Source organism: Micromonospora sp. CV4 (assembly GCF_003667455.1).
Classification (GTDB): Bacteria; Actinomycetota; Actinomycetes; order Mycobacteriales; family Micromonosporaceae; genus Micromonospora.
Window position 1 is genome coordinate 1 of record NZ_RCVI01000253.1, and the last position, 16,316, is coordinate 16,316.

Annotated in this window: 15 protein-coding genes; 4 read left to right on the top strand and 11 right to left on the bottom strand. The window is 72.5% G+C overall.

All coding sequences use genetic code 11. The features are described 5' to 3' along the window. Positions 1-221: 221 nt before the first annotated feature. Positions 222-1,004, top strand: coding sequence for a 3-hydroxybutyrate dehydrogenase (locus EAD98_RS13865; RefSeq protein WP_121654458.1), 783 nt, complete (start codon positions 222-224; stop codon positions 1,002-1,004). A 14-nt stretch (positions 1,005-1,018) separates the two neighbouring features. Beyond that, a complete protein-coding gene (locus EAD98_RS13870; protein WP_121654501.1) occupies positions 1,019-2,938 on the top strand; it encodes a helix-turn-helix domain-containing protein in 1,920 nt (639 codons plus the stop codon). 47 nt (positions 2,939-2,985) lie between these two features. Here the strand turns inward: EAD98_RS13870 and EAD98_RS13875 are convergent, their stop codons facing one another. The 8 genes from EAD98_RS13875 to EAD98_RS13910 all read right to left on the bottom strand — a co-directional run bounded on the left by EAD98_RS13875 (position 2,986) and on the right by EAD98_RS13910 (position 10,680). Next, on the bottom strand, positions 2,986-3,594 hold the full coding sequence (locus EAD98_RS13875) for a TetR/AcrR family transcriptional regulator (protein WP_121654459.1): 609 nt from the start codon (positions 3,592-3,594) through the stop codon (positions 2,986-2,988). Between the two features lie 11 nt (positions 3,595-3,605). Continuing rightward, positions 3,606-5,174: a DHA2 family efflux MFS transporter permease subunit gene (locus EAD98_RS13880; RefSeq protein ID WP_121654460.1), complete on the bottom strand. Its 1,569-nt coding sequence runs from the start codon at positions 5,172-5,174 to the stop codon at positions 3,606-3,608. 151 nt (positions 5,175-5,325) lie between these two features. After that, a complete protein-coding gene (locus tag EAD98_RS13885) occupies positions 5,326-5,958 on the bottom strand; it encodes a transcriptional regulator (protein ID WP_233583816.1) in 633 nt (210 codons plus the stop codon). A gap of 77 nt (positions 5,959-6,035) precedes the next feature. Beyond that, positions 6,036-7,049, bottom strand: coding sequence for a branched-chain amino acid ABC transporter permease (locus EAD98_RS13890; RefSeq protein WP_121654461.1), 1,014 nt, complete (start codon positions 7,047-7,049; stop codon positions 6,036-6,038). Then, positions 7,046-7,927, bottom strand: coding sequence for a branched-chain amino acid ABC transporter permease (locus tag EAD98_RS13895; RefSeq protein ID WP_121654462.1), 882 nt, complete (start codon positions 7,925-7,927; stop codon positions 7,046-7,048). The genes EAD98_RS13890 and EAD98_RS13895 overlap by 4 nt, the downstream gene beginning before the upstream one ends. A gap of 12 nt (positions 7,928-7,939) precedes the next feature. Continuing rightward, positions 7,940-9,190: an ABC transporter substrate-binding protein gene (locus EAD98_RS13900; protein ID WP_199723396.1), complete on the bottom strand. Its 1,251-nt coding sequence runs from the start codon at positions 9,188-9,190 to the stop codon at positions 7,940-7,942. Between the two features lie 49 nt (positions 9,191-9,239). After that, positions 9,240-9,932 carry an ABC transporter ATP-binding protein gene (locus EAD98_RS13905; protein WP_089016639.1) on the bottom strand — a complete coding sequence of 231 codons (693 nt, stop codon included), beginning with the start codon at positions 9,930-9,932 and terminating at the stop codon, positions 9,240-9,242. Further along, positions 9,919-10,680: an ABC transporter ATP-binding protein gene (locus tag EAD98_RS13910; protein ID WP_121654464.1), complete on the bottom strand. Its 762-nt coding sequence runs from the start codon at positions 10,678-10,680 to the stop codon at positions 9,919-9,921. The genes EAD98_RS13905 and EAD98_RS13910 overlap by 14 nt, the downstream gene beginning before the upstream one ends. 222 nt (positions 10,681-10,902) lie before the next feature. Here EAD98_RS13910 and EAD98_RS13915 point away from each other — a divergent pair, with 222 nt between their 5' ends. Both EAD98_RS13915 and EAD98_RS13920 read left to right on the top strand, forming a co-directional pair. After that, a complete protein-coding gene (locus EAD98_RS13915; RefSeq protein ID WP_121654465.1) occupies positions 10,903-11,760 on the top strand; it encodes an SPFH domain-containing protein in 858 nt (285 codons plus the stop codon). A gap of 159 nt (positions 11,761-11,919) precedes the next feature. Continuing rightward, the gene (locus EAD98_RS13920; protein WP_233583817.1) at positions 11,920-12,849 is read left to right on the top strand and encodes an SDR family NAD(P)-dependent oxidoreductase; all 930 of its coding nucleotides are present in this window, start codon (positions 11,920-11,922) and stop codon (positions 12,847-12,849) included. 92 nt (positions 12,850-12,941) lie between these two features. Here the strand turns inward: EAD98_RS13920 and EAD98_RS13925 are convergent, their stop codons facing one another. From EAD98_RS13925 to EAD98_RS13935, 3 genes are read right to left on the bottom strand one after another with little or no spacing between them, the layout of a single operon-like run. Next, on the bottom strand, positions 12,942-14,081 hold the full coding sequence (locus EAD98_RS13925; RefSeq protein ID WP_233583818.1) for an alcohol dehydrogenase catalytic domain-containing protein: 1,140 nt from the start codon (positions 14,079-14,081) through the stop codon (positions 12,942-12,944). Then, positions 14,078-15,535, bottom strand: coding sequence for an aldehyde dehydrogenase family protein (locus EAD98_RS13930; RefSeq protein WP_121654466.1), 1,458 nt, complete (start codon positions 15,533-15,535; stop codon positions 14,078-14,080). Before EAD98_RS13930 ends, EAD98_RS13925 begins: the two co-directional genes overlap by 4 nt. Before the next feature lie 56 nt (positions 15,536-15,591). Further along, positions 15,592-16,257 (bottom strand): TetR/AcrR family transcriptional regulator C-terminal domain-containing protein, encoded by a 666-nt coding sequence (locus EAD98_RS13935; protein ID WP_121654467.1) that lies wholly within the window; start codon positions 16,255-16,257, stop codon positions 15,592-15,594. Between the last annotated feature and the right edge of the window lie 59 nt (positions 16,258-16,316).

Genomic DNA, 16,316 nt, shown 5'->3' on the forward strand with positions numbered 1-16,316 from the left:
CGCCCTCCCACGGGCCCCGAGAGACACGCCCGCCCCTGTCGATCATGGCGTTGTGGTGGGTCACAGAGGCCGCGAAAGCACGCTGATCGGGCACCACGACTTCATGATCGACGAGAGCGGTCGAGGAACCAGCCCTGCGCGGCGGGCCACACAGCTTTGGTGTGGAGTATGTGTCGTCCAGCCATGTGCCCGGGGGCACACAGCTCGTAACTTCTTGCGCCATGACGGCAGAACCCGTGGCGGTCCCCCACGTCGTACAGGTCGACCTCGCCGGTCGGACCGCCCTGGTCACCGGGGGCGGCAGCGGCATCGGGCGGGCGTGCGCCCTGCGGCTGGGCGCGGCCGGCGCCAAGGTGCTCGTGGTGGACCGCAACCTGGAGGCGGCCAAGGCGGTGGCCGCCGAGGCCGGGGGCCGGGCCGAGGGCGTGGACCTGGCCGACGCCGCCGCGGTGGACGGCCTCGACGTGGACGTGGACATCGTGGTGAACAACGCCGGGCTCCAGCACGTGGCGCCGGTGCAGGACTTCCCCGTCGAGCGCTTCGAGTACATCCAGCGGGTGATGGTCGAGGCGCCGTTCCTGATCATCCGCCGCGCGCTGCCGCACATGTACGCGCGTGGCTGGGGCCGGATCGTCAACATCTCCTCCGTGCACGGGCTGCGCGCGTCGCCGTACAAGGCCGCGTACGTGTCGGCGAAGCACGCCCTCGAAGGGTTGTCGAAGGTGATGGCGCTGGAGGGCGCCGCGCACGGCGTGACCGCCAACTGCATCAACCCGGCGTACGTGCGCACCGCGCTGGTGGAGAGCCAGATCGCCGATCAGGCGGCCAGCCATGACATCCCGGAGGTTGAGGTGATCGAGAAGATCATGCTGGCCCGGGCGGCGATCAAGCGGCTGATCGAGCCGGAGGAGGTGGCGGAGCTGCTGGCGTACCTCTGCTCGCCTCCGGCGGCGTTCATCACCGGCGCGTCGATCGCGCTCGACGGGGGCTGGACGGCCAACTAGTGGGCCTGAGCACAATGTCGACCATGTCGTCGCCGGTGGAGTTCCTGGAACTGCTCGCTCGCGAGGCCGCGGCGGTCGAGTTCGAGGGACCGCTGGTGGCCGCGCGGGCCGCCGGACTGCCCGCCGACCGGCTGGCCGAGCTGGAGCAGGCGAAGATGGTGGCGCTGCGGGTCCGCGCGCTGCTGGAGCGCCGGCGCCGCCGGGAGACCGAGCTGTCCGGCCTGTACGACACGGTCAGCGACCTGGCGGGGCTGCGCGACCTGGACGACGTGCTGCGGGCGATCGTGCACCGGGCCCGCAACCTGCTCGGCGCCGACGTGGCCTACATGACGCTCAACGACGACGAGCGCGGCGACACGTACATGCGGGTGACCGACGGGTCGGTCTCGGCCCGTTTCCAGCGGCTGCGGCTGCCGATGGGCGCCGGCCTCGGCGGCCTGGTGGCCCAGTCCGGCGCGCCGTACGTGACCGCCAACTACGGCGAGGACGAGCGCTTCCACCACACCGGGGAGATCGACGCCGGGGTCGGCGAGGAGGGCCTGGTGGCGATCCTCGGGGTGCCCCTGCGGCTCGGCTCCACGTCGATCGGGGTGCTCTACTCGGCCAACCGCTCGGCCCGGCCGTTCGCCCGGGAGGAGGTGGCGCTGCTGGTCTCCCTCGCCGCGCACGCCGCCGTGGCGATCGACACCGCCCGGCTGCTGGCCGAGACCCGCTCGGCGCTGGCCGAGCTGTCGGCGGCGAACACCACCATCCGGGCGCACAGCAGCTCGGTGGAGCGGGCCGCGGCGGCGCACGACCGGATGACCGCGCTGGTGCTGCGTGGCGGCGGGGTGGAGGACGTGGCGGCCGCGGTGACCGAGGTGCTGGACGGCGCGCTGCTGGCGCTGGACGCCGAGGGGCGGCTGCTGGCCCGCGTCGGTGAGATCGACGAGCCGGACCGCGCGGACATCGTCGAGGCGGTGGCCGCGTCCCGGACGGAGGGGCGCAGCGTGCGTCGCGGCCCGCTCTGGTACGCGGCGGTGGTGGCGGGCGCGGAGAACCTGGGCGCCCTGGTGCTGCGCCCGGACGACGAGCTGGTCGACGCCGACCAGCGGATCCTGGAGCGGGCCGCGTTGGTGACCGCGCTGCTGCTGCTGTTCCGGCGCACCGTGGCGGAGGCGGAGGGCCGGGTCCGCGGTGAGCTGCTGGACGACCTGATCGCCCGGCCGCTGCGGGACACCGACGCGCTGCGCAGCCGGGCCCGCCGCCTCGGGGTGGATCTGGACGCCCCGCACGTGCTGGTGGCGGTGGGCGACGACGCCATCGCGGCCACCGGCTCGGCCCGGCAGCGGGTGCTCTCCTGGGCCACCACGTACGCCTCGGCGCGGGGTGGGCTGGCGGCGGCCCGCGACGGTCGGGTGGTGCTGATGCTGCCCGGGCGGGACGCCGGTGGCAGCGCCCGCGCGGTGGCCCGGGACCTGTCCCGGGTGACCGGCCGTCCGGTGACCGCCGGGGCGAGCGGCCCGTCGGCCGGGCCGGCGACCCTGGCGGGCGCGTTCCACGAGGCGGATCGGTGCCTCACCGCGCTGGGCGCGCTGGGCCGCTCCGGCCAGGGGGCGAGCACGGCGGAGCTGGGCTTCGTCGGGCTGCTGCTGGGCACGGTCGGTGACCGGGGCGAGAAGGACGTGGCCCAGTTCCTCACCGCCACCGTCGGGCCGGTGCTCGATTACGACGCCCGGCGAGGTACGGCGCTGGTGAAGACGCTGGAGGCGTACTTCGGGGTGGGCGGCAGCCTGGCCCGGGCCGCCGAGCAGCTGCACGTGCACGTCAACACGGTGACCCAGCGGTTGGAGCGGGTCGGTCAGCTGCTCGGCGCCGACTGGCAGCGGCCCGAGCGGGCGCTGGAGGTGCAGCTGGCGCTGCGCCTGCACCGGCTGCGCAACCCGGCCGGCTGACCACCGGCTGCGCCACCCCGGCCGGCTGACCACCGGCCGGGTACGGGTCAGCGGGCGCGGATGCCCTCCAGCACCGCGTCGACGACCTGCTCCGGCAGGGCCTGCTCGTCCAGCTCCGGGTTCCAGCGCAGCACCCGTTGGATCAGCATCGGCCCGGTGAGGAGCGCCATGGTCACCTCCAGGTCGATGTCCGGCCGGAGCAGACCCTCGCTGATGCCGCGCCGCAACACCTCGCGCATGAGCTGCCGGCGCGGGGCGATGATGTTCTGGTAGAGCTGGAACTGGTCGGGGCTGCGGTTCACCGCGGGCACCAGGCAGGGCATGATCTTCGCCGCTCGCGGGTCGACGTTCTTCCCGATCGCGCCGACGAGCAGCACCAGGTCGTCCCGGACGGAGTGCCCCTCGGGCTGCGGCAGGATGCCCTTGAGCCGGCGCAGCGCGTCCAGCAGCAACGCGTCCTTGCCGGCCCAGCGGCGGTAGATGGTGGCCTTGCCGACCCCGGCGCGGGCGGCGATCGCCTCGATCGAGAGCGCCTCGATGGTGCTGCCCTCGGCGAGCAGGTCGAGGGTGGCCTCGATGATCGCCTCATCGGCGCGGAGGCTCCGCGGTCGCCCGGGCGACCGCGGAGCATCGGCAGTGGACGTCATGTCGGACATTGTCCCCGAACCTAGGCTGTCCCGGCCAACTCGGGCTCGGCGACCGGCGCCGCCGGCGCGTCCGCCACGGCCTCCCGGCCGGGCATCCAGCGCAACACCACCACGATCCCGAGCGCGGCGACCACCGCGGAGAGCGCCGCCGCCCAGTGCATGGCGGTGACGAAGGCGTCGTTGGCCGCCGAGATCAGCGCCGGCCCCGCGGGCCCGAGCTGCCCGGCCGCCGCGTACGCCCCGGAGATCGACTCGTTCGCCGCGTCACGGGCCTGCGCGGGCAGGCCGGTCAGCGCGCCGTCCACGTCGGCCCGGTAGACCGCCGAGAGCACCGAGCCGAGAACCGCCACGCCGAGCGCGCCGGCCACCTGGCGGACGGTGTTGCTGACCGCGGAGCCCACGCCGGCCTTCTCCCGTGGCAGCGCCGACATGATCGACTCCGTGGCCGGCGGCATGATGTTGGCCATTCCGACGCCCTGGAAGAAGAAGACGACCAGCACGACCCAGATCGGGGTGGACGCGCCGACGAAGGCGAACGCGGCGAGCGCCGCCGCGGTCAGCGCCAGCCCGACGGTGGCGACCGCCCGGCCGCCGTAGCGGCGGACCATCGCGGCGCTGCGCGGCGCGAAGATCAGCTGGGCGCCGGCGAAGGGCAGGAAGAGCAGACCGGTCTGGAGCGGGCTGTAGTCGCGTACCAGTTGCAGGTAGAACGAGCTGAAGAACATCACGCCCATCGCGGCGAAGAACACCAGGCCGACGATGGCCACCGGCGCGGCGAACCGAGGCAGGCGGAACAGCCGGACGTCCAGCGACGGGTGGTCGCTGCGCCGCTCGTGCTCCACGAACCAGGCCAGCACCGCCAGGCCGACGACGATCGAACCCCAGGCCACCGGGCGACCGAAGCCGTGCTCGCCGCCGTCGATGATGCCGTAGGAGAGGGCGACCAGACCGACCACGGAGAGCAGGACGCCGAGCAGGTCGACCCGGCCCGGGCGCGGGTCGCGCGACTCGGGCACCAGCAGGGCGACCAGGATGACGCCGGCGACCACCACCGGCACGTTGATCAGGAAGACCGAGCCCCACCAGAAGTGCTCCAGCAGCGCGCCGCCGAGGATCGGGCCGATCGCCACCGCGAGGCCGACCGCGCCGGCCCAGACGCCGATCGCCCGGCCACGCTCGCGCGGGTCGAAGACGTTCGAGATGATCGACAGCGTCACCGGCATGATGGCCGCGCCGCCGACCCCCATCAGGGCGCGGGCCGCGATCAGCTGTGCCGGGTCCTGGGCGTACGCGGAGAGCAACGACGCCAGGCCGAACAGCGCCAGCCCGATCATCAGGAAGCGCTTGCGTCCGGCGCGGTCACCGAGCACCCCGAAGGTGAACAGAAGCCCGGCGAAGACCAGCGTGTAGGAGTTGATGGACCACTCCAGCTCGCCCTGGCTGGCGCCGAGGCCGTGCACCGGGTCGGCCAGGGTGCGTAGGGCGACGTTGAGGATCGTGTTGTCGAGGACGACGACGAGGAGGCTGATCACCAGCACCCCCAGGATCGCCCACCTCCTCGGATGTCCGGTGTTGTTGTGCAGCTCCATGCCCGGTTCTCCCCCCGGTTTCACCGGCCGCGCAATACGATACGGGCCAGACTCGTAACTCCGGTCAGAGTACTGGCGGCAGTAACGATACGGAACCGATCCGTATCGTATGTGTCCGGCGTCACGTCGGGGGGCCGGCCAGCCGCCGAGGTCAGCAAGGTCGCGGGGCGGCCAGGCAGGCGGTGACGGCGGCGGGCAGCGTGCGCAGGCGCGTCGCCGGCGCGGCGAGCGGCTCGATCCAGCCGGGCCCGGCGCCGTACACCCGCAGTAGCGGGAAGTCCCGGGCGAAGCGCACCAGGCGGTACGCGCGGCCGGTGACCGGCGTCTGCGACCAGAGCACGACGGTGCTCGGGCGGGCCCGGTACACGGCGCTGGTCAGCGCGGTCCACGGCAGCGCGGGGCCGAGGTGCAGGCAGCCGCGACCCTGCTCGCGCAGCGCGGCGGCGAGCGCGTGCAGGCCGAGGCAGTGCGCCTCCCGCTCGGCCCCGGCGAGCAGCACGCCGCCGGCGGGCAACGACCGGCCCGGCTCCCGCCGGTACACGTCCAGCCCGACCCGCAGCCCCGCACAGAGGGCGTGCTCGACGGCGATCTCGGCGGGCGTACGCCCCGGCAGGCGGGCCAGCAGCGGCTGGCAGACCTGCTCCCAGAGCGCCGGCACCCCCCACTCCCCGGCCAGCTCCAGCAGCACCGTGGCGACCCGGTTGCCGTCCAGGTCCTCGGCCGCCAGCGTGACCCGCTTGAGCGCGGTCTCCACGGCCTCCGCCGGCATCGGCTCGGTCAGCACCAGACGTACCCCCGGGTAGGTGTTCCTACCCGGGGGTACGCCACGAGGGCGCGCGGCGGATGCGCCGGCGCGGGAATTTACCGGCGGCGCGCCACCAGCCGGCGGGCCAGCGCCGCGGCGCTGCCCCAGATGCCGCGCCGGAACAGCACCACGACGAGGACGAAGATGCCGCCGGTGACCAGGCCGATCGCCTCGAACCCGGAGAACGACAGCCAGTCCTCCAGCCGGACCACGATCCCGGCGCCGAGCACCCCGCCCCAGAGGGTGCCGATCCCGCCGAGCACCACCACGATGACCGCCTTGCCGGAGGTGGTCCAGTGCAGCACGTCCAGCGAGACGAACCGGTGGCCGACCGCGAACAGTCCGCCGCCGAGGCCGGCGATGAACCCGGAGAGCACGAACGCGGTGAGCTTGTAGCGGTGCACCGGATAGCCCAGCGCCCGCGCGCGGGCCGGATTGTCCCGGATGCCGACCAGCACCCGACCGAACGGCGAGTGCACGATCCGCCAGGCCGCGGACAGCCCGAGCAGCACGATCGGCAGGATCGCGTAGTAGAAGTAGTAGTCGTCGGTGAGGTCCCAGCCGAACAGCGATCGGGGCACCCCCTGGAGGCCGTTCTCGCCCTGCGTCACCGAGCGCCACTCGTTGGCGACGTAGTAGACCATCTGCGCGAAGGCCAACGTCACCATGGCGAAGTAGATGCCGGTCCGCTTGACCGCCAGGTAGCCGATCGGCACCGCCAGCACGGCCGCGGCCAGCGCCCCGGCCAGCACCGCGAGGGGGAACGGCAGGCCCGCGTGGATCGCCACCAACCCGGTGACGTACGCCGAGGTGCCCCAGAACGCGGCGTGCCCGAACGACATCAGCCCGGTGAAGCCGAGCAGCAGGTCCACCGCGACGGCGAACAACGCCCAGCAGAGGATGTCCACCGCGACCGCCGGATAGAGGCCGTTGGGCAGCCACGCGGCGACGGCCAGCCCGACGGCGAGCAGCGCGTACCGCACCCAGCCGGGGGCACGGGCCACGGTGACCAGCCCGGACGGCGGCGCCGCCCGGGGCGCGTCGGCCGGAGTGTCCACGGTGCTGGTCATGCCGGCGCCTCCTCACGGCCGAACAGGCCGGCCGGGCGCCAGAGCAGCACCGCGGCCATCACGATGAAGACGATCGTCTGGGACACGATCGGGAAGTTCGACAGGTACGCCTCGCCCCACGCCTGGACCAGGCCGATGCCGAAGCCGGCGGCGACCGACCCGAAGATGGACCCCAGCCCACCGATCACCACGACCGCGAAGACCACGATGATCAGGTCGGCGCCCATCAGCGGGTTGACCGCGCGCATCGGCGCGGCCAGCACACCGGCCAGCCCGGCCAGCCCGATGCCGAAGCCGAAGACCGGGGTCACCCAGCGTCCGACGTCGATACCGAACGCGCGGGTCAAATCGGGCCGCTCGGTGGACGCGCGGACCACCATGCCGATCCGGGTCCGGGTGAGCACCCACCACACGGCGACGCAGAGCAGCACCGCGAAGCCGAGGATGAACACCCGGTAGGTCGGGAAGTCGAACAACCCGAAGTTCACCGTCCCGCTCAACAGCGACGGGGTTTCGTACGGGCTGGACTGCACGCCGTAGCGCAACTTCACCAGGTCCTGAAGGATCAGCGTCAGGCCGAAGGTGAGCAGGAAGTTGTAGAGCGGGTCGAGCCTGGTCAGCCGGTGGATCACCGCGCGCTCCAGGGCCATGCCCAGCAGACCCAGCCCCACTGGCATGATCACCAGGGCCGCCCAGAACGGCACGCCCGCCTCGGTGAGCAGCACGTACGCGCCGAACGCGCCGAGCATGTAGAACGCGCCGTGGGCGAAGTTGACCACCCGCAGCATGCCGAAGATGACCGCGAGCCCGAGGGCGAGCAGGGCGTAGAACGCCCCGCTCACCAACCCGTTGAACGTGTTCTGCGCGAATCCACTCACAGCGTCACACGCTCACAGCTTGCAGTCCGCGGACGGCGCGCGGAACGCCTCCGCGGCGGGGATCGTCTTGAGCACCTTGACGTAGTCCCACGGCTCGGTCACCTCGGACTGCGGCTTCACCTGGGCCAGGTACGCGTCGTGCACCACCCGGTGGTCCTCGGCGCGGATCTTGCCGTTGCGCAGGAAGACGTCCTCGACCGTCTTGCCCTCCAGGCCCTTGACGACGGCGTCCGCGTCGTCGGTGCCGGCGGCCTGCACCGCCTCCAGGTACTGCAACGCGGCGGAGTAGTTGGCCGCGTGCGCGAACGTCGGCCGGGTGCCGGCCTTCTGCTGGAACCGGTCGGCGAACTCCCGATTCTTCGCGTCGAAGTTCCAGTACCAGGCGTCGGTGTACGTGGTGCCGGCCAGCGCGGCCGGGGTGAGCGAGTGGATGTCGGTGAGGAACATCAGCCCCACCGCCAGGCCGACGCCCTTGTCGCGCAGCTTGAACTCGTTGTACTGCTTCACCACGTTGACCAACTCTGCGCCGGCCTGCATGGTGCCCAGCACGTCCGGCTTCGGGTTCAGCGTCGGCGCCTTGAGAAGGAAGGTGGAGAAGTCGCCGCTGGTGTTCGGGAACGGCGCCCCGTCCTTGCCGACGACCTTCCCGCCGGCCGCCGTGATCGCGGTGGAGAAGCTCTTCTCCATGTCCTGACCGAAGGCGTAGTTCGGGTACAGGATGTACCAGTTCTTGCCGATCTGCTCGGTCGTGGTCTTCCCGGTGCCGTTGGCCAGCATGTACGTGTCGTAGGCGTAGTGGAAGGTGTACTTGTTGCAGCTCTTGCCGGTCAGGTCGGTGGTCGCCGCCCCGATGTTGAAGTAGAGCTTCTTCTTCTCCTTGGCCACGTCGGCGACCTTCAGCGCCGCCGACGAGGTGGGCACGTCCAGGATCAGGTCGACGCCCTTGCGGTCGTACATCTCCTGGGCCTTGGAGTTGGCCACGTCCGGCTTGTTCTGGTGGTCGGCGGTCTCCACGGTGATGTCCTTGGTCACCGCCTTGTCGCCGTACTTGGCGGTGAAGTCGGCGATGGCCATCTCCACCGCCGTGACCGAGTTCTTTCCGGACAACTCCGAGTACGCCCCGGACTGGTCGTTCAGCACGCCCAGCACGATCTTGTCGCCGGTCAGCTTCTGGTCGCCGCCCGACTGGGGCCCACCGCCGCCGCAACCGGCGACCAGCACCACCGCGGCCGACGCCGCGGCCACACCCACCGTCCTGCGCATGCCCACTCCATCCATTCCGCGCCTCATCGCGCGAGTCGTCGTCGGAAAATCAGATCCCGAGGTACGCCAGCAGCTCGCGTTCCCGCGAGCGCACCTCGGAGTTGTCCATCGCCTCGGCGACGCGTCCCTCGGCCAGCAGGTAGTGCCGGTCGGCGACGCCGGTGGCGAAGTGCAGGTTCTGTTCGACCAGCAGCACGGTCACCCCGTGCCGTTTGGCTTCCCGCAACAGGTCACCGACCTGCTGCACCAACAGTGGAGAGAGCCCCTCGGTGGGCTCGTCGCAGAGCAGCAGCCGGGCGCCCATCCGCAGCACCCGGGCCAGCGCGAGCATCTGCTGCTCACCGCCGGAGAGCATGGTGGCCGCGGAGTCGCGCCGGGTGTAGAGGGCGGGGAACGCCTCGTACACCCGCTCCAGCGACCACGGGTCCGGGCCGACCCGGGGCGGCAGGGTGAGGTTCTCGGTGACGGTCAGCGTGGCGTAGCTGCCCCGGTCGTCGGGCACCCAGCCCAGCCCGAGTCGGGCCCGCCGGTGCGCCGGCAGCTTCCCGACGTCCCGCCCGTCCAGCTCGACCGTGCCGCGCTGGCCGGAGTGCAGCCCCATCACGCAGCGCAGCAGGGTGGACTTGCCGGCGCCGTTGCGCCCGACCAGGGTGACCACCTCGCCGGCGGCGACCTCCAGGCTGACGTCCCGCAGCACCTGCGCCTCGCCGTACCAGGCGGACAGGTTCTCAATGCGCAGCATCAGCGGCTCCCAGGTAGGCGGTGATCACACGCTCGTCCGCGCGGACCTGCTCGTACGGGCCCTCGACGAGGACCTTGCCGGCCTGGAGCACGGTGACGGTGTCGGCGAGCCGGCCGACCACGCTCATGTTGTGTTCGACCATCACCACGGTCCGGCCCTCGCGGACCCGGCCGATCAGCTCGACGGTGCGGTCGACGTCTTCGAGGCCCATTCCGGCGGTCGGCTCGTCGAGCAGCAGCACCTTCGGGTCCAGCGCGAGGGCGATGGCCAGCTCCAGGGCCCGTTTGCGGCCGTACGCCAGCGCTTCGGAGGGGGCGTCGGCCAACTCGGACAGTCCCACCATGGCGAGCAGCTCGTCGGCCCGCGCGGTGTAGCGACCCATGAGCTTCGCCGAGCGCCAGAACCGCCAGCCCAGCCCGCTGGACGACTGGAGGGCCAGCGCGACGTGCTCCCGGGCGGACAACTGCGGAAAGAGGCTGGTGATCTGGAACGAGCGGGCCACGCCGAGCCGGGCCACCTGCTCCGGGGGCAGCCCGGTGACGTCCCGCCCGTCCAGCTCGATCCGCCCGCCGCTGGGGCGGAGGAAGCCGGTGAGCAGGTTGAACAGGGTGGTCTTGCCGGCGCCGTTGGGGCCGACCAGCGCGTGCACACTCTCCGGCGCGACGTCGAGGTCGACGTCATCGACCGCCCGGAAGCCCCGGAAGTCCCGGGTCAGCCCACGGGCCGACAGGAGCGCTTGCCCGGCCATCGCCTCATCCTCCGCAGGTCGCGGCGACGTCCGGTCGGTGACCGTGGTCACAGGGCCGTCGCGTGGAGGAAACCTACGGCGGGCCGCGCGAGTCGAGCCATGTCGATGGCATCCATATTCAGCCGGAAGGAGACGTGCCCAAACCCCACTCCCCGGCGTCGCCGCCTTGACCGGCCCCCCTAGGTTGATGATCCACACAGCCCAGTGGAAGGTCCCCACCCCATGCCCGTCGGCTTCACCATGGCGATCGTCTTCGCCGTCGCCCTGGCGGTCAGCGCCGTCCTGGCCCTCGTCACCCCGGCGCGGCCGCTGAAGCGGATGGCCGCCCTCGCGGCGCTCGTCTTTCTCGCCCTCACCCTGCTGGTCGGTGTCACCTCCAGCGCCCACTCGGTGCCCATCCGCTCGGTCGGCATCGTCACCAGCTTCGGCAAGCCCACCGGTGAGGTGACCGGCTCCGGCCTGAAGTGGGTCGCTCCCTGGCAGAAGGTCGGTGAGTGGGACGCCGGCCGCCAGAAGTACGACCACATCGGCGGCGACAACTGCGTACGGGTCCGTACCGGCACACTCGCCGACGCGTGCGTCGAGGTGCTCGTCGAGTGGCAGGTCAAGCCGGAGAACGCGCCGAAGCAGTTCATGGACTACAAGGGAGACTTCGACAGCTTCCGGGGCCAGCGGGTGGGCGTGCAGCTCGACAGCGCGGTCAACGACGCGTTCGCCGCGTACAACCCGCTGGAGAAGATCGACGCCCAGACCGGCGACCTCAACGTCGACCTGAAGCCGTTCGCGGCGAACATCAAGACCAGCGCCGAGACCCGGCTCGCCGCCGACGTCGACATCCTCTCGGTGACCATCACCCGGGTGAACCACGACGAGAAGACCGAGGGCAACATCAAGGCGTTCCAGGACAAGCTGGCCCAGACCCGCAACCTGGAGCAGGACCGCAAGAACGCCGAGATCTCCAAGCAGATCACCGAGACCAACGCGAAGGTCGACAAGGTGACCCGCTGCCTGGAGATCGCCGAGAAGAACGGCGCCAACCCGGGGCTCTGCATCAACCCGGGCATCGTCACCGGCAAGTGACCTGGAGCCGGCCCACCCGTAGCAGGTGCGCCGGCTCCCACGTCACGCCCCGCAGCCGTGATGCGCCCTGCGAGTGATCGTCGCGCCCGTGGGTAGATGGTCCATGTCGTCTGCGTTGCGGGAGGTGTGATGGTCAGGCGTAGAACCTTCCGTGACGCCGTGGTGCTGATTACGGGGGCGTCGAGTGGAATCGGCCGCGCGACCGCGTTGGCGTTCGCCGCCGAAGGGGCCAGGTTGGTACTCGCCTCGCGCAGCCAGGAAGCGCTCGCGGAGGTGGAACACGACTGCCGAGCACGAGGCGGGCAGGTGCTGGTAGTGCCGACCGACATCGCAGATCCCGCGGCCGTCGAGCGGTTGGCCCGGCTGGCGGCGCAGCGGTTCGGGCAGATAGACGTCTGGGTCGAAGCGGCGGCCGTCGGCATTGCCGGGCCGCTGGGCTCTGAATCCGTGGACGAGATTCGTCGGTTGGTCAACACCAACGTGTTCGGCACCACGCTGTGCGCCCGCGCTGCAATGGCGACATTCCAGGCGCAGGGCAACGGGGTCCTCGTGCTCGTCGGGTCGTTGCTGTCACTGTTTCCGAACCCGCTGGTCCCGCTCTACTCCATGACCAAGTTCGCCATCAGAGGGCTGGCGCTGAACCTTCAGCAGGCAGTCGCCCGTCATCCTCGGATACGGGTCTGTCTCGTGTTACCGGGGCCGGTCGACACACCCTTCTTCGAGCGGGCCGCCAACCACTCGGGCCGCCAACTACGGGCCATCCCGCCCGCGTCCGCACCGGAGCGTCTCGCTGCCAAGATCCTCGCGTGCGCCCGCCGCCCACGCAGGCAGGCAACAACGGGGTTGGTCGCACACCTGGCGCTGGCCGCCCACCGACTGGCACCACGTGCCACCGAGTCGTTGGTCGCCCGGTGGAGCGCGACGTTCGTGACCAGGCCGGCCACGGCCGCACCCGGGTCGGGATCGCTGTTCGATCCACCACCAACCGGGGCGGTGCACGGCGGATATCGCCGCAGCCGGGTCCGCCGTCGGCTCGGCGAGTGGCTGGGCGTCACGCAAGCACGCAGTAACCGGCCCACCCCAGGCTGACCGCCCGGCCCGCCGACACTCACCGTGCAGGAAGGGTCTTTCCGTCCGTCCCACCGGCACCGATACGCGACCGCCGACCAACCCCTTTCGGCTCAGTCGAGGGTGACCACCCAGCGAGCGCCCTCGCCCCGCGCCAGCCGGTCGAACGCCGCGGGCGCCTCGTCCAGCGGAATCGTGCCGCTGACCAGCAGGCGCAGATCGAGTGCACCGTCGGCCAGCTCGGCGGCCAGCACCGGCACCTCCCGGTCCGGGTCGGACGAGCCGTACACCGAGGAGCGCAGCGTACGGGCGGAGTGGAAGATGTCGAGCGCGCCGAGGCTGACCATGTCGTCCTTGGCGCCCATGCCGACGACGGTCACCGCTCCCCCGCGCCGGGTGAGCCGCCAGGCAGCGCGGATGGTGGCGGCGCGCCCGACACACTCGAAGGCGTGGTCGACGCCCCGGCCCTCGGTGCGCGCCCGTACCTCCTTGGAGAGCCGGTCGTCGGCGAGCAGGAAGTCGGTGGCGCCGGCGGCGAGGGCCAGGTCCCGCTTCGCCTCGGCGACGTCGACGGCGAGGATCGTCGTGGCGCCGGCCCGGCGGGCGGCGGTGAGCACGGCGAGCCCGACCCCACCGAGCCCGACGACGGCGACGGACTCGCCGGGCGCCACCCGGGCGGTGTTACGGACCGCGCCGACGCCGGTGAGCACCGCGCAGCCGAGCAGCGCCGCCTGTTCGGCGGGCAGCCCGGCGGGGATCGGAATGACGGCGCGCTCGGGTACCACCACCGCCTCGGCGAGCGCGCCCAGGCCGAGGGTCAGGTGCAGTGGGACGCCGTCGTCGGTCTCGCCGCGTGGCACGGTCGGGCTCGTGGTGGCGGCGCACAGCCACGGCTCGCCGCGCCGGCACCACCAGCAGGCCCGGCAGGCCGGCGCCCAGTTGAGCACCACCGGCGTGCCGACGGCCAGGTCCACGCCCGGCCCGGTCTCGGCCACCACTCCGGTCGCCTCGTGCCCGAGCACCAGCGGGAACCTCGCCGCGAGGGTGCCGTTGGCCATCGACAGGTCGGAGTGGCAGACCCCGGCGGCGCGGATCGTCACCCGCACCTCGCCGGGGCCGGGAGCGGGCAGGCGTACCCGCTCGATTCGCAGCTCGGCGCCGGACCCGCGCGCGACGAGCGCGCGGACGGTGACCGGCGCGGACGCCGGCTCGGTGCCGCCCGCCGGCGCGGCCACTGGCTCGGTGCCGCTCATCGCTGGATCGCCTTCAGCTCGCTGAACTCGGCGAGCCCGTGCACACCCAGCTCCCGACCCAGGCCGGACTGCTTGTAGCCGCCGAACGGGGCGAGGGGGTTGAACGGCGCACCGTTGATGTCGACGGCGCCGGTGCGCAGCCTCCGGGCCACCGCGAGGGCCGCGTCGGTGTCGGCGGACCACACCGCGCCGGCCAGCCCGTACTTCGAGTTGTTGGCGATGGTCACCGCCTCCTCGGTGTCGGCGAACGGAAGGACGGCGAGGACCGGGCCGAAGACCTCCTCCTGGGCGAGCGCGCTGTCGGGGTGCACGTCGGCGAAGACGGTCGGGGCGACGAAGTGACCCTGGGATGGCACCGCGGCGTCGGGACCACCGCAGACCAGCCGGGCGCCGTCGGCGAGGGCCCGGTCGACGTGACCACGGACCCGCTCGGCCTGGGCGGCGGAGACCAGCGGGCCGAGCCGGGTGGCCGGGTCGAACGGGTCGCCGAGGCGGTAGCCGGCCACCGCCGCGGCGACCAGGTCGAGCGCCTCGGCGTACCGGTCGCGGTGCACCAGCATCCGCGTCCACGCGGTGCAGGTCTGGCCGGAGTTGAGCAGGGTGTTGCCGACGCCGACCTTGACCGCGGTGGCCAGGTCGGCGTCGGGGAGGATCACGTTGGCGGACTTGCCGCCCAGCTCCAGCGCGACCCGGGCGATCCGGTCGGCGGCGAGCCGCATGATCCGGGCGCCGGTGGCGGTGGAGCCGGTGAACGAGACGAGGTCGACGTCGGGGTGCCCGACCAGGGCCTCGCCGACCACCGGGCCGGTGCCGGGGACGAGGTTGAGCACGCCCGGGGGCAGTCCGGCCTCGGTGACCGCGTCGAAGAGCAGGTACGCGGTCAGCGGAGTCAGCTCGCTGGGCTTGAGCACCACCGTGCAGCCGGCGGCCAGCGCGGGCGCCAGCTTCGCCAGCACCTGGTGCAGCGGGTAGTTCCACGGGGTGATGGCGCCGACGACGCCGATCGGCTCGCGCACGACGAGGGAGTTGCCGATCGTCTCCTCGATCGGCGGGCGGGCGGCGAGCGCGACGTGGTCACGCAGCACGGTCAGCGGTAGCCCCACGTGCACCCGGGTAGCGAGCTTGAGCGGGGCGCCCAGCTCCACGGCGATGGTGCGGGCGAGGTCGTCGGCGCGCGCGGCGAGCGCGGTGTGCAGCCGGTCGAGGTGAGCGGAACGCTCGGCGGGGGCGGCGGCCGACCAGCCGGGGAAGGCGGCGCGGGCCGCGGCCACGGCCCGGTCCACATCGGCCGGGGTGCCGGCCGGCACCTGCCCGATCAGCTCACCGGTGCTCGGGGTCTCCACGGCGAGCACGTCACCGGCGGTGGGCTCGGTCCACTGGCCGGCGATGTGCAGGTGGCGCCGGAGGCGCAGGGCGTCGGGCAGTAGCTGCGACGGCGCGGCGGCGAGGTCCATGTCGTCCCTTCGGGGGTGGGCGATGGGCGATGAAACTAGCGCTGGGAGTTTCGACGCTACCCGCTGGACCGGGCGGACTCCACCGGGTCGAGGGGGCCGACGGTGCGGGCGTACTCGGCGGCCAGGCCGTGCAGCAGGGCGTCCAGGCCGAGGGCGAACGCGCCCTCATCCACGCTTTGCTGGTGCTCGGCGAGCCGGTGCGCCTGGCGCAGGTGCGGGTAGTGCGCGGCGTACAGCTCGGGGTCCTCGACGAAGCCGCGCGCGAACGACCCGAGCGCCGACCCGGCCACGAAGTAACGCAGCGCGGCGCCGATGTGGGTGGCCCGGGCCGGCGGCCAACCTGCGCGCACGAGGCCGCCGTAGACCGCGTCGGCCATGGCCAGCGCGGCCGGTCGACGCCCCGGCCCCTGGGCCAGGTACGGCACGATGTTCGGGTGGGCGGTGAGCGCCCGCCGGTAGGACCAGGCCCAGTCGCGCAGGGCGGCGGCCCAGTCGCGGCTGGCGAAGCCGCTGGTGTCGACGGCGGCGGTGACCGTGTCGGCGACCGCGTCCAGGATCTCGTCCTTGGTGGCGAAGTGGTTGTAGAGCGAGGGACCGCGCACACCCAGCTCGGCGGCGAGCCGCCGGGTGGAGAACGCCGGCAGGCCCTCGGCGTCGATCACCGCGGTGGCGGTCTCGACGATGAGCTGCCGGGTGAGCCGGGGCTGGCGTGGTCGGGGCACTGCGCTCCTCGCGGGTCTCGACCGTGGGGTCTGGACGCGACAAAACTTACACCGCTAGT